This window comes from Cohaesibacter sp. CAU 1516 (genome assembly GCF_005771485.1).
In the GTDB taxonomy this organism is placed as follows: domain Bacteria; phylum Pseudomonadota; class Alphaproteobacteria; order Rhizobiales; family Cohaesibacteraceae; genus Cohaesibacter; species Cohaesibacter intestini.
In genome coordinates, this window is the sequence record NZ_VANT01000008.1 from 88,675 (window position 1) to 101,411 (window position 12,737).

At 55.0% G+C, this 12,737-nt stretch carries 12 protein-coding genes; 8 read left to right on the plus strand and 4 right to left on the minus strand.

Annotation, left to right across the window (positions count from 1 at the left end):
* Positions 1–19: 19 nt before the first annotated feature.
* Complete coding sequence (locus FDK21_RS17720; RefSeq protein WP_342635052.1) at positions 20–1,852, minus strand: SLC13 family permease; 1,833 nt, start codon at positions 1,850–1,852, stop codon at positions 20–22.
* Between the two features lie 249 nt (positions 1,853–2,101).
* Positions 2,102–2,620 (minus strand): RDD family protein, encoded by a 519-nt coding sequence (locus FDK21_RS17725; protein WP_114010338.1) that lies wholly within the window; start codon positions 2,618–2,620, stop codon positions 2,102–2,104.
* Here FDK21_RS17725 and FDK21_RS17730 point away from each other — a divergent pair.
* Entirely contained in the window at positions 2,597–2,890 is a 294-nt protein-coding gene (locus FDK21_RS17730; protein ID WP_138150300.1) for a hypothetical protein, read from the plus strand. The genes FDK21_RS17725 and FDK21_RS17730 overlap by 24 nt on opposite strands.
* A 177-nt stretch (positions 2,891–3,067) precedes the next feature.
* Here FDK21_RS17730 and FDK21_RS17735 read toward each other — a convergent pair whose 3' ends face one another.
* Positions 3,068–4,306, minus strand: a complete 1,239-nt coding sequence (locus FDK21_RS17735; protein WP_138150301.1) for a threonine ammonia-lyase — start codon at positions 4,304–4,306, stop codon at positions 3,068–3,070.
* A gap of 246 nt (positions 4,307–4,552) precedes the next feature.
* On the opposite strand from FDK21_RS17735, the gene FDK21_RS17740 reads away from it, so the two are divergent.
* A complete protein-coding gene (locus FDK21_RS17740) occupies positions 4,553–5,083 on the plus strand; it encodes a GNAT family N-acetyltransferase (RefSeq protein ID WP_138150302.1) in 531 nt (176 codons plus the stop codon).
* 17 nt (positions 5,084–5,100) lie between these two features.
* On the opposite strand, the gene hemB is transcribed toward FDK21_RS17740, so the two are convergent.
* Entirely contained in the window at positions 5,101–6,063 is a 963-nt protein-coding gene (gene hemB / locus FDK21_RS17745; protein ID WP_246657615.1) for a porphobilinogen synthase, read from the minus strand.
* 382 nt (positions 6,064–6,445) lie between these two features.
* Between hemB and FDK21_RS17750 the strand changes: the two genes are divergently transcribed.
* The 6 genes from FDK21_RS17750 to FDK21_RS17775 all read left to right on the plus strand — a co-directional run bounded on the left by FDK21_RS17750 (position 6,446) and on the right by FDK21_RS17775 (position 12,705).
* The gene (locus FDK21_RS17750) at positions 6,446–7,585 is read left to right on the plus strand and encodes an isobutyryl-CoA dehydrogenase (RefSeq protein ID WP_114010342.1); all 1,140 of its coding nucleotides are present in this window, start codon (positions 6,446–6,448) and stop codon (positions 7,583–7,585) included.
* An 85-nt stretch (positions 7,586–7,670) separates the two neighbouring features.
* The gene (locus FDK21_RS17755; protein WP_138150304.1) at positions 7,671–8,699 is read left to right on the plus strand and encodes an enoyl-CoA hydratase/isomerase family protein; all 1,029 of its coding nucleotides are present in this window, start codon (positions 7,671–7,673) and stop codon (positions 8,697–8,699) included.
* Positions 8,696–9,121, plus strand: coding sequence for a hypothetical protein (locus FDK21_RS17760; RefSeq protein ID WP_114010344.1), 426 nt, complete (start codon positions 8,696–8,698; stop codon positions 9,119–9,121). Before FDK21_RS17755 ends, FDK21_RS17760 begins: the two co-directional genes overlap by 4 nt.
* Entirely contained in the window at positions 9,118–10,074 is a 957-nt protein-coding gene (gene mmsB, locus FDK21_RS17765; RefSeq protein WP_246657616.1) for a 3-hydroxyisobutyrate dehydrogenase, read from the plus strand. Before FDK21_RS17760 ends, mmsB begins: the two co-directional genes overlap by 4 nt.
* Before the next feature lie 305 nt (positions 10,075–10,379).
* Positions 10,380–10,892: a winged helix DNA-binding protein gene (locus FDK21_RS17770; RefSeq protein ID WP_114010345.1), complete on the plus strand. Its 513-nt coding sequence runs from the start codon at positions 10,380–10,382 to the stop codon at positions 10,890–10,892.
* 574 nt (positions 10,893–11,466) lie between these two features.
* The gene (locus FDK21_RS17775) at positions 11,467–12,705 is read left to right on the plus strand and encodes a L,D-transpeptidase family protein (RefSeq protein ID WP_171022141.1); all 1,239 of its coding nucleotides are present in this window, start codon (positions 11,467–11,469) and stop codon (positions 12,703–12,705) included.
* The last annotated feature ends 32 nt before the right edge of the window (positions 12,706–12,737 follow it).

The window sequence follows — 12,737 nt, forward strand, 5'->3', positions numbered from 1 at the left end:
ACGGACTAAGGCTTTTTGGTCATTGAAATCCGTAATACCACGGTGCAATGACGCTAAAACTGAGCCAGATGATCAACATCAGGGGGACGCCACCTATCAAGAAGTCGGCGAAGCGATAGTGACCCGGACCCATGACAAGCAGGTTGGTCTGGTAGCCGATCGGTGTGGCAAAGGAGCAGTTGGCTGCAAAGATCACGCAAACAATGAACGGCTCGACCGGCAAGCCGGTCTGATTGGCAATGGCAATCGCAATCGGTGCAAACAGCACGGCGGTTGCATTGTTTGACAAGATATTCGTCAAAACCGCAATCAGCAGGAACAGACCGGACAAAAGCACCGGTGCAGGTTGACCCTTCATCGCGTCAACAACGGCATTGGCCACATATTGCGCTCCGCCTGTTTCCTGCAGCGCCATGGCGCTTGCCAATGAAGCCCCAACCAGCATGAAGATGCGACTGTCGAGGGCACGCACCGCCTGTCGCAGATTGAGGCATTTGCCGATGATCATCAGAAACGCGCCGCCAAGGGCTGCTGTCGCAATGGGCATCAGACCACTGGACGCGACAAGGGCTGTCAGCACGAAGATCATCAAGGCACGATGCGCATAGCGACGCTGCGGCACTTCAGTGGTCGACAACTCGATCAGCAGCAAGTCCTTGTTGAGCCGCAGGGCTTCCACATCATCGCGTGGACCGCCAACCAGCAGCACATCGCCTGCTTCGAGACGCATGTCACTCATTGCCATGCGCGGCATGCGCGAGCGTCGCTGAACACCCATGGCAATACAATTGGTTTTTGACCGCATCCCGGACTGCTCAATCGTCTGACCGGTCATGCGAGAGGCCGGGGGAACAATGACTTCAGCAAGAGTGAAGTCGGATTTGTAGGCCTGATTGCCGCTATCCTCTTCTGCCCCTTCGGTCGCCACATTATGTCCGCCCTTCAGCGCGCTGGTCAGAGCCTGTCGCGTGGCGGCCACCACCACCGTGTCTCCGACCTGTAGGGTCACATTGTCAAAGGGAGGCAAATATGGTGTCTCACCGCGCTGGACGAGGCGAACCGTCATGTCTTTGAGGGCCGGGAACATGCCTGCCACCGCCTTGTGACCGACCAGTCGGTCTCCGTGCGAAATGGGAATCTGGGCGATGAATTGTTTGCCGGTGGTCTGGCTCATCTGATCGGTCATTGTCTCGCGCCTTTTCAGAATGCGCGGCAGAATCATCATGGCATAAAAGGCACCGGGGCTGGTAACCAGCAGGCCGACAATGGTGAAGTCGAAGAATTGCAGATCAAGGGCGCCGCTCTTGCGGGCGGCTTCGGCGACCAGGAGGTTGGTCGAGGAGCCGATGATTGTGGTCATGCCGCCAAGAATGGAGACGAATGACAAGGGCATCAGAACTTTTGAGGCGGACAGGCGCAGGTTGGACGCAACCACGGTCATGATCGGCAGAAACATCACCACAACGGGTGTGTTGTTGATGAAAGCGCTGATGAAGGACACCGCCACATAGACACCGATGAAGGCCATGAAGCGATATTTCTTCGCCATCTTGGTGATCATTTGTGCCGGGACATCCAGTGCATCGGTCTGAAACAGGGCCTGACCGATGATCAGCAAGGCGAGCACCGTCATCAGCGCCGGATTGGCAAAGCCAGACAGCAACTCTTCCAGCGTGACCAGACTCTCCGCGCCATCGGCCGTTGGCAGGCCAACAAAGATCAGCATCAGGGCCAACAGGGAGCCAAGCGCCGTGATCTCGATTGCGATTTCCTCCAGACTGTAGGAGACAATCGTGACGGCGATGACCGCGAAGGTCAGCCACATCTGTATTTCGACAGTGAGGTGAAACAAGCGGCATATCCTTGAGGTCATTGAAAAGGCAATTCAACATAGTCCAGCCAACCGGCCCCGCCAAGGCAAAAATATGGTCAGGGGATGGTCAGTCCGCAACCTTGATGGATAGAGTATGCCTTGCTCTGGTTCAATAGACAAAGAAGCCAACATGTTGGAAAGGCGAAGCAATTCCCGCATTCCGGCCCTCAAAAAACAAATGCCCGCATCTGGGCGGGCACTTTGTTTCACTCAGGGGTTGGCTGAGGTCTATTGGTCGACCTTGTGCTCCAGATCCCAAAGCGCGTCTCTGTCCATGACCATGGTGCCGAGAATCATGTCATGCAACAGCTGGCTGCGGCGAGAGAAAAGCCCCACCAGAATGATGAAGGGGGTCAGGATCGTGTTGCCCACCCAAAACAGAATTGCATGCATCATCGCCAACAGGCCATAAGGCTTGGCCCCGTACCACAGACGCATCTCCAGCCCCATTAAGCGCATACCTGGCGTCGCGGCCTTATGGCCCCCAAGGGTCAGTGCGGTATAGGGAAGGGCAACCAAGGGAAACAGGATCGCATAGAGCGCCCAGCCAAGGCTGAAGGTCAATATGCCTATCACAAAGATAACGACAGACATCACGGCCATTAACGCAATGATCATCACAGCATCAAAAAGAAAGGCCAGAAAGCGCCGCGACAAAACGCCGTCAAACAGCGCAGGATGGGACTGCGGGTTAAAGGCATTGGTCCTGCCGGACATGTCGCCATGAGCCGTTTCGGCTTGGTTCATTTGGAAAACAATCCTTTCAAATGCGGTTGGTTCGTCAACACCGATGAAACGGATGGTTTCATGGTCGACATACTAGACATTTGTATGCGGGAGACGATTGTCAAGGAAACAGCGGGAAAATCTGCGCGTTGGAAGGTTTTACGCCGGATCGCAGCATTTGCAAAAAAAAAGTGGCGCTTCGAAATTTTCGAAGCGCCAGTCTTGCAAAGCTGGTTTTCTTATTTTGGCCTTTCGGCCATCAGACCTGGTCGGGAGGAAAACCAAGCCTGAACTCTTCACCTTCACCTTCGCGGAACGATGACACCGTGTTCAGGAGGACTGTGTGTCATGCTAGTAGATTCGCACGAAAATGGAAATAAGTAGTTAATTGCTTATAACAAGGACTGTGGGCATCAAAATCAGCGGGCCTCTGTGGAAAAGGCCCGGCATGGAAGCGCTTCGGCTCGCTCATTCCTGAGGGGCGTTCAAATGCGCCACTGCATGGCCTTTGGCCTCAATGCCACGGATGATCTCCCGCGCATGTTCGGCGTCCCGGGTTTCAATCGTAATGTCGATTGATGCTCCCTTGACCGGCACATTGAGGAAGGTGCGGTGATGATCGACTTCCAGAACATTGCCGCCCAGATCGCCGATGACCGTGGAGATTTCACCCAAAATGCCCGGACGGTCGGGAATGGTGATCCTGAGGCCGACAATCTGCTGCTTGCGCCCCAACTGCCGCACGATGATCGAGGACAAAAGCCGCGGATCGATATTGCCACCGCACAGCACAAGGCCAACCCGCTTGCCTTTGAAGCGCTCAGGCTTGGCGATTACGGCTGCCAGACCAGCAGCTCCAGCGCCTTCCGCCATGGTTTTCAGATGGGTCGCATAGGCATTGATCGCCTGTTCGATCTGGCCTTCGGTCACCAGAATGATGTCTGACACCAGATCCGACGCGATCAGGGCGGGCAGCCGTCCAGCTTTTTTTACCGCGATCCCTTCGGCCAGAGACTGGCCACCGCACGGCAGTTCCAGATTGTTAAGCTCGTTATACATGGTCGGATAAAGCTCGGTCTCCACACCGATGATCTCGATATCCGCATTGATTGCCTTGGCAGCGGTCGCCATGCCGGAAATCAGCCCGCCGCCGCCAATCGGTACAACGAGACAGTCAAGGTTTGGCACATCGGCCAGCATCTCGAGCGCCACCGTGCCCTGACCGGCGATCACATAAGGGTCGTCATAGGGGTGAACAAAGGTCGCGCCACTCTCCTCGGCCATCCGCATCGCCGCAATCCCGGCCTCTGCAACGGTTTCGCCTTCCAGAATGACCGTGGCCCCATAAGCCTTGGTTGCTGCCACCTTCACGAAGGGGGTGAATTCAGGCATCACGATGGTCGAGGGAATGCCAAGACGCGTCGCATGAAGCGCCACGGCCTGCGCATGGTTGCCCGCAGACATGGCAATCACGCCAGCATCCTTTTGTTCCTGGGTTAGCGACAGCAGCTTGTTCAGCGCCCCGCGTTCCTTGAAGGCATTGGTGATCTGCATATTGTCGTATTTGACGAAAATCTCGGCCCCGAAAATCTGTGATAGAATCTGCGCAGGCAGCGTTGGCGTGCGAAGCACGGCAGTTGCGATGCTCTCGGCAGCTTTTTCGATATCAGACAGGCTTGGACGCAAATCAGACAGGGACTGAGACATGGATTTCTTTTCTATCTGGGTTGGAGTGATCCGCCGACAATGCCCTATTGCTCCCCCACTTTCAAATGCTCTGAGCACTTACGGGCCGAAGACTGGCCATTCGTCGGGGATGTCTGCATGTTGTGGGTGGGCAATGGGCGCAAAAAGATCCCCCAAACCACCGCTTCGTGCTTGAGGTGCGATCATCAAAGCTGTATCAGCAATAGCTAGCCAAAATGATACATGCCCTCTATGGGGAGAGAGTTTATGACTGACATGCGCATTGAAAGTTTGACCAGCAACGATCTGGATGCGGCCTTGCCGGATCTGACCGAGATTCTCCATGCCTGTGTCAACAAAGGCGCAAGTGTCAGCTTTATCGAACCTTTTGGCCCCGAGGATGCCCGCACCTTCTGGCATGACAAGGTCTTCCCGTCAGTGCGTGATGGAGCAACCCTGTTGATGATCGCCCGGAGCGAAGACAAGATCGTCGGCACGGTTCAGCTGCAAATCGCCATGCCCCCCAATCAGGCTCATCGTTGTGAGGTTGCCAAATTGCTGGTCCATCCGGAGTTTCGCAAACGCGGCATCGCCACCTTGCTGATGGAAATGCTCGAAAGCGAAGCCCGCACATTGCGAAAAAGCCTGATCACTCTGGATACAAGATCAGGCGATCAGGCCGAGCCGCTCTATATCATGCTCAATTACAAGATTGCTGGCCGGATCCCGAACTTTGCCCGAGCAACGGATTCAGACCGTCTGGATTCGACCACCTACATGTATAAAATTTTGGCCTAAGACACAGAATTCAAACACTATTTGGCCAGGGCCTCGGCCACTTGTGGCGCGAAGTAGGTGAGAATGCCATCGGCGCCTGCGCGTTTGAAGGCCAGCAGGCTTTCCCACATTGCGCGGTCCTGATCGAGCCAGCCATTCTGGCCAGCAGCACAGATCATCGCATATTCGCCCGACACCTGATAGGCAAAGGTCGGCAGGGAAAAGGCTGACTTGAGCCGATGGACAATGTCCAGATAAGGCATGCCCGGCTTGACCATGATCATGTCAGCGCCTTCCTGAATGTCGAGCTCAGCTTCCATCATGGCTTCGCTGCCATTGGATGGATCCATCTGATAGGTTTTCTTATCGCCCTTCAGTGTTGCATTGGCACCAACCGCCTCGCGGAACGGGCCATAGAAAGCGGACGCATATTTGGCCGTGTAGGCCATGATCTGTACGTCTTGATAATGGTTGGCATCGAGGCTTTCGCGGATCGCACCGATCCGGCCATCCATCATGTCTGATGGGCCGATAATGTCAGAGCCAGCATCTGCCTGCACCAATGCCTGTACGCACAATTGCTGTACGGTCGCATCATTGACGATCACTCCGTCTTGCAAAAGGCCGTCATGGCCATGGCTGGTATAGGGATCGAGCGCAATGTCGGTCATCAGACCGATTTCGGGCACCTCTTTCTTGATCGCCCTGAGCGCACGGCAGGTGAGGTTGTTTTCATTGAGGGCTTCAGAGCCGGTGTCATCGCGCAAATCCGGGTCGGTATAGGGGAACAGCGCCAAGACTGGAATGCCAAGCTTGGCAGCCCGCTCTGCTGCGCGTACTGCATTGTCAACCGAAAGCCGTTCGACGCCCGGCATCGATGTGACGGACTGACGGACATTGTCTCCATCCACCACGAAGATCGGCCAGATCAGATCATTCACCGTCAAAGCATTTTCCTGGACCAGCCGACGCGACCAGTCGCTCTTTCGGTTGCGTCGCATCCGGCGCCCGCCGGTGATTGCGCTGACATCGATATGCGGTGCGGATGCATTGTCCACATTGCTCTTGCTGGATCTGCTCATGATGGTCGGTCCCGTTGATCAGTCTTTTCTCAAATCAACCTTGGTCTAGGTCTCAGGTGACCATGCCGGTTGTTGTTGTCATGCTTATCATATTTCCGCCAGCAGAAAACTGACCAATTGGTAATGCTTATTGATGGACATTTACGTAAACGATATTAGAGGGGACATTTTGATATATATTACATCTAGTAAGAAGGTTTATGGTTGGCCGGAATTTGCGAAATTGCATTGACCTGTTGGACCATCTGTGACAGAGCATAAGGAACAATACGTGGTCCGATAGGGGCCGGGGAGGAACGCAATGGACTTTGCACTGTCAGAAGAGCAACTCGCATTTCAGCAAATGGCGTCGGATTTCGCGCAAAACGAGCTCGAACCCCATGCGGCCGAATGGGATGAAAAATCCATTTTTCCGGTCGACAAGTTGCGCGAGGCGGCTGCCTTGGGCTTTGGTGGCATTTATGTGCGCGATGATGTCGGCGGCTCAGGGCTCAGCCGTCTCGATGCGGCGATCATCTTTGAGGAATTGTCAAAGGGCTGCACCTCGACAGCGGCCTATATCTCCATTCACAATATGACGGCCTGGATGATCGACACCTATGGCAATGAAGCCCAGCGCCAGCGCTGGCTGCCTTCCATGTGTAGTATGGATCTCTTCGGGGCCTACTGTCTGACCGAGCCAAATTCCGGCTCAGACGCTGCGTCCTTGCGCACAAGGGCTGAAAAAGACGGCGACCATTATGTGCTCAATGGCTCAAAGGCCTTCATCTCCGGTGGTGGCGCGGCAGATATCTATCTGGTGATGGTGCGCACCGGTGAAGAGGGACCAAAGGGCATCAGTTGCATTGCGGTCGAAAAAGACACACCCGGCCTGTCCTTCGGTGCGCAGGAACAAAAGCTCGGCTGGAAGAGCCAGCCAACCGCAGAAGTCATTTTCGAGAATTGCCGCGTGCCCGTCGACAATCTGATTGGCGCAGAAGGGCAGGGCTTTTCCATCGCCATGTCCGGGCTTGATGGCGGTCGCCTCAATATTGGCGCTTGCTCGCTGGGCGGGGCCCAATTCTGCCTCGATCGTGCCATCACCTACATGAAAGAGCGCAAGCAGTTTGGCCGCCCGATTGCCGATTTTCAGGCCCTGCAATTTCGCATTGCCGATATGGCAACCGAGCTGGAAAGCGCCCGCTTGATGCTGCATCGCGCGGCTGTTTCCGTTGACGCCAAAAAACCAGAGGCCACAAAACAGGCTGCCATGGCCAAGCGTCTGGCAACCGACATCGGCTTCAACGTAGTCAATCAGGCGCTTCAGCTGCATGGGGGCTATGGCTATTTGCGTGACTATCCGATCGAGCGTTTCTTCCGTGACGTCCGGGTCCATCAGATCCTCGAAGGGACCAACGAGGTCATGCGCCTAATCATTTCCCGCGACTTGCTGAAAGACTGACAAGTTGATAGGCCAAGAGGGGCGTGTTTTCGGACGCGCTCTTTTCTCCTCTCTCTCTTCATCATGATCTGGAGGCCATCGGGCAATGAATGATATTCTGTTTGAGCAACGCGGTGTTGTCGGACTTGTAACCCTCAACCGCGTTAAAGCGCTCAACGCACTTTCCCATGACATGATTGTCCAGCTGACAGACCAGCTTGATGCCTGGCGCGAGAATGACAACATCAAGGCTGTCATCGTGACCTCTGCCAGTGAAAAAGCCTTTTGCGCAGGTGGCGACATTCGTCATATGTGGGAGCGAAAAGGCAATCCGCCCTTCGAGTTTTTCTATGCGGAATACCGCCTCAATCAGAAAATCTTCCGCTACCCCAAGCCCTATCTGTCGCTGATCGATGGCATCGTCATGGGCGGTGGCGTCGGCATTTCGCTCCATGGCCAATATCGTGTTGCGGGCGAAGGCATTCGCTTTGCCATGCCAGAGGTTGGGATCGGCTTCTTCCCCGATGTTGGCGGTTCTTATCTGTTGCCCCGCATGAAAGGCAAGTCCGGCACCTATTGCGCCATGTCTGGCGCGCGCCTGAAACAGGGAGCCTGTCTTGATCTCGGTCTGGTCACCCATGCGGTGACAGCGTCAAAGCATGCTTCCATCATCGAGCGTGTTGCTGCGGGCGAGGCTGTTGATGCGGTGCTGGCTGATCTGGCTGAAAATGTGCCATCGGAATTGTCCGACGCTGAGATGGCCACCATCAACACGGCCTTTGCCGCCGCCAACGTGTCCGACATCGTTGCCGCGCTTGAAGACGATCCATCCGAATTCGCCCAGACGACACTGAAAGTGATCCGCTCCAAGTCCCCAACGTCCGTCCATGTCGCCTTTGAGCAGGTGATGCGCGGTGCAAAGCTCGATTTTGAAGATTGCATGCGGTTGGAATATCGCATTGTTCATCGCATACTTCAGGATGAGGATTTTTATGAGGGTGTCCGTGCGACGATTGTTGACAAAGATGGGGCGCCGAAGTGGAATCCGGCAGACCTTGAATCGGTCAATCCATCCCTCATCGCGGCCCATTTCGAACCTCTCGATGGTCCGGAGCTTGAATTCGAGACACAATGACACTGAAACTGACAGACCCGGCACCCAAAATCTGGGGCGAACAGCTACCCTTCTGGTTCAGCGCGATTGCACGCATTGCCAGCCTGTTCCTGATGGCAACTGGCATACTCTACTGGGTGGATATGTTGGGAATTCTGGGAGAGAGCGGGTTGGTTCGTGGGCCATGGCAGGAGGCCGGGGCGCGGGTGCTGCTCGCCTGTTCGTTCCTGATCGCCTCGGTTGGCGTTTGGCAGCTGACTTTCTGGGGCGTGGTCATGTGGGTGCTCAGCACCACCGCACAGACTGCCTCGATCGTGATGATTGATAAATTCATGCCCTATCAGGCGATCATCTCGATCAGCCACTTCACCGCTTTGTTGATGTTGGCGGCGGCTTGTGGCTGGATCTACTTCAAGGCGTTAAGACCACAAGAAGAGGCCTGAAACAAAGGTGGGCCGGACCTGATACCCGGCCCGCAACACCACATAAGATATTGCTGGGGGAGGAAACCATGGCGAATATTGCATTCATCGGTCTGGGAAATATGGGTGGGCCGATGGCGGCCAATCTGTTGGCTGCCGGTCATCAGCTTTGCGGTTATGACCTGAGCGAGGAGGCGCTTGCCAAGCTGAAGGAGCAAGGCGGCACCGCTGCCGTCTCCGTCGCTGAAGCTGTAAAAGACGCAGATGTGGTTGTGACCATGCTGCCTGCCGGCAAACATGTGCGCACCGTCTATTCTGGTGAACATGGCATCTTGTCGACCGTTAAGTCCGGCGCGACCCTGATCGATAGCTCGACGATTGATGTCGAATCCGCCCGCGTTGTGGCTGAGGCCGCTGCCAAGGCTGGCATGAAAATGGTCGATGCCCCGGTTTCCGGCGGGGTAGGGGGAGCCACGGCCGGCACTCTGACCTTCATGGTCGGCGGACCTGACGAGGCCTTTGAAGCCGCCAAACCGTTTCTCGACATTATGGGCAAGACCATCATCCATGCAGGCGGTGCAGGCAATGGACAGGCAGCCAAAATCTGCAACAACATGATGCTTGGCATTCAGATGATTTCGGTTTGCGAAGCCTTCGCTCTGGCCGAGAAGCTGGGTCTTGATCATCAGAAGCTTTATGACATTTCCTCCACCGCTTCGGGACAATGCTGGTCGCTGACCTCTTATTGTCCAGTGCCCGGACCGGTGGGATCATCGCCAGCCAACCGCGACTATCAGCCCGGCTTTGCCGCAGCCATGATGCTCAAGGATCTCAAGCTGGCGCAGGATGCGTCGGATGCAGTTGCCGCCAACACGCCTTTGGGGGCGCAAGCCAGTGCCCTTTATAATGCCTTCTGTGAAGAGGGGAATGACGGGGTGGACTTCTCAGGCATCATCAAGATGCTGCGCGGTTAATGCCTTCGCGCCAAAGCGACCGCATGGGGATGCAAACGAGACCCCGGCCACGCTTGGTCGGGGTCGGCTTATTCAGTCATCGTGACGCCTCGAAAGCTTTGACTTGGGCGAACTGCGTATTCAGTCTTTTTCTCTAACCACTTATTTACCACAGTTGGAAGTCGGCCCGTTAAAAGGCCGACTTTCTGCGTATTAAGCCTTTGTTTAGGGTGTTGTTTAAGCAGATTTTATTTCGAAATAGCTACGTTTGGTTCAGAAGCGGAAAAACCGCCAAGAAAAAAGTCTAGAAAACGAGGCTCAGACGGATGATTACAGCACAAAAAGCAATGGATGCAGCCGAGCAAGCCGAAGGTGAAGCGGAAGTTAAGCCGCTTTATATGGACGCTCTGCGGTTGGTAGAACGCCTCCATCGCCGGCTCCTTGACGTGATCAAGGATGAATTTGAACGCCGTGGTCGGACTGATGTGAACAGTGTGCAGGCCCTTTTGTTGTTCAATATCGGCGATTCAGAAGTGACGGCAGGCGAATTGCGTTCCCGTGGCTATTATCAAGGCTCAAACGTTTCTTACAATCTCAAGAAACTGGTCGATATGGGCTATGTGAACCACGAGCGCTCCAAGGTAGATCGTCGTTCCGTGCGAATTTCCCTATCTGACAAAGGCGTGGAAGTGCGGGAGATTGTCAGCGAACTGTATGATCGTCATATCAACACGATCGAGCAGTTGGGTGGCGTGTCGTCCGAAGACTTCATGGTCCTGAACAAATCGCTTCAGCGTCTGGAACGCTTCTGGACCGACCAGATTCTTTACCGTCTTTAATTCTGCGGCATGTCCAGCAGAAATCTGGAACGTCGTCACGGCTCGTCATGGCCGTGGGGCTCAAGTTTGCGACACTTGAACACAATTTGACGGCGTTCATGTTCTGACCACATGCACGAACCCTCGCAAGGACACTTGCGGGGGTTTTTTGTGTTATAATGCCCCTTTCATTGACAACAGGGGGAACCAACAGACCCAGTAAACCGTTGCCCTTTCACAACGACGTGAAGGGAAGTGATGCGATTGGCGCGGTTCATCTGTCATTCATCCAGAATTTGCCACATTATGCTGGCACGCGTCAGTGAAGTTGTTGTCGAACGTGGCAGAATCAATAATAGCTTGATCTGCCTGACTGGTCGCCCATCACGGCGGTCATTGATCCGGTCATTCAGGACCACCAGCAGCTTGGCATCACAAGATGACTTTGCAAATCCGATGCTGTGTGGCAAACAGACCGTCTATGGAGTGAGAATTGGTGAAGAAGGCGATGAAGAAGACGAATTATTCCTCAGAGTGCGCAAAGGCATCGGGCGTGAACAGCGCTCGGCGCAGCTTCTTGACCACGAGCGGCTCTATGCTTGCTGGTCTCGCTTCGCTCACAGCCACTCCGGTTTGGGCACAAAGCACCAATCCGATTGATGAAGTGCTCAAGCAGCGACCGGCCGAATGGGGGGATCGTTTCGATACGCCCGGCCAGACCGTCGCTGCGGTACGGACCGCCGAGCCAACTCTTTCAAAAAACACCGCCGACAATATCCAGATGGCAATCCAGACCTATTATGGCATTGTTCAACAGGGTGGCTGGCCTCTGGTGCCCGATGATCAGACCTTGCGCATTGGTGCGCGGTCGCAAACCGTGGCCATTCTGCGCCGTCGCCTGTTGATGTCCGGTGATTTGCAACAGAATGTCGGCATGAGCGATGTGTTTGACTCCTACGTCGATGCCGCCGTGCGCCGCTTTCAGTCCCGTCATGGCTTTTCCCCGGACGGCATTGTTGGCAAGGACACCTTTGCAGCCTTGAATGTGCCGGCAGAGGTGCGCATGCGCCAGTTGGAAACCAATCTCGTGCGCGTGCGCTCCATGTCCGGCTATCTCGGTGAGCGCTATGTAATGGTCAATATCCCAGCCGCCGAGATCGAGACCGTCGAAGGTGGCTATGTCCATTCCCGTCATACCGGCGTCGTTGGCAAGATTGACCGTCAGACACCCGTCTTGGCTTCCAAGATCCACGAGATTAATTTCAATCCCTACTGGCATGTTCCCAAAAGCATCATCATCAAGGATCTGATTCCGAAGATGCAGAAGGATCCCAGCTATTTGTCCGACAACAAGATCAAGATCCGCGATCTGAGAAACAATGTTGAGCTGGATGCCACGCAAGTGGACTGGACGACCGATGAAGCTCTGAACTATCAGTTCCGTCAGGAGCCGGGCGCCAAGAACTCCATGGGGTCGATCAAGATCAACTTCCATAACAAACATGCGGTCTATCTGCATGACACCCCGTCCAAGACGCTGTTCGGGTCGAGCTATCGTTTCCACTCTTCAGGCTGCGTTCGCGTGCAGAATGTCCGCGAGTTCGTGACATGGGTTCTCAAGGATACCCAGGGCTGGGACCGGCTGGCAATTGATGAAGCGATCCGGGCCGGCGAGCGGGTCGATGTCTCCGTGCGTGGTCGCGTGCCGATCTACATGACATACATCACCGCTTGGTCTACCAACGGCGGCATGATCCATTTCCGCGATGATATCTATAACCGCGATGGTCTGTCCGCCATGGAGCCGACCTTGCAGGCTTCCCAGCCACTGTGATGAGACAACAGGATTGAAGCTGAGGGATCGCC

Excerpts from the sequence above, each read along its gene's own strand:
- FDK21_RS17725 (WP_114010338.1), bottom strand. The coding sequence starts at position 2,620 with ATGAACCAAGCCGAAACGGCTCATGGCGACATGTCCGGCAGGACCAAT.
- FDK21_RS17740 (WP_138150302.1), top strand. The coding sequence starts at position 4,553 with ATGACTGACATGCGCATTGAAAGTTTGACCAGCAACGATCTGGATGCG.
- FDK21_RS17755 (WP_138150304.1), top strand. The coding sequence starts at position 7,671 with ATGAATGATATTCTGTTTGAGCAACGCGGTGTTGTCGGACTTGTAACC.
- FDK21_RS17750 (WP_114010342.1), top strand. The coding sequence starts at position 6,446 with ATGGACTTTGCACTGTCAGAAGAGCAACTCGCATTTCAGCAAATGGCG.
- hemB (WP_246657615.1), bottom strand. The coding sequence starts at position 6,063 with ATGCGACGCAACCGAAAGAGCGACTGGTCGCGTCGGCTGGTCCAGGAA.
- FDK21_RS17760 (WP_114010344.1), top strand. The coding sequence starts at position 8,696 with ATGACACTGAAACTGACAGACCCGGCACCCAAAATCTGGGGCGAACAG.
- FDK21_RS17730 (WP_138150300.1), top strand. The coding sequence starts at position 2,597 with ATGAGCCGTTTCGGCTTGGTTCATTTGGAAAACAATCCTTTCAAATGC.
- FDK21_RS17770 (WP_114010345.1), top strand. The coding sequence starts at position 10,380 with ATGATTACAGCACAAAAAGCAATGGATGCAGCCGAGCAAGCCGAAGGT.
- FDK21_RS17775 (WP_171022141.1), top strand. The coding sequence starts at position 11,467 with ATGCTTGCTGGTCTCGCTTCGCTCACAGCCACTCCGGTTTGGGCACAA.
- FDK21_RS17735 (WP_138150301.1), bottom strand. The coding sequence starts at position 4,306 with ATGTCTCAGTCCCTGTCTGATTTGCGTCCAAGCCTGTCTGATATCGAA.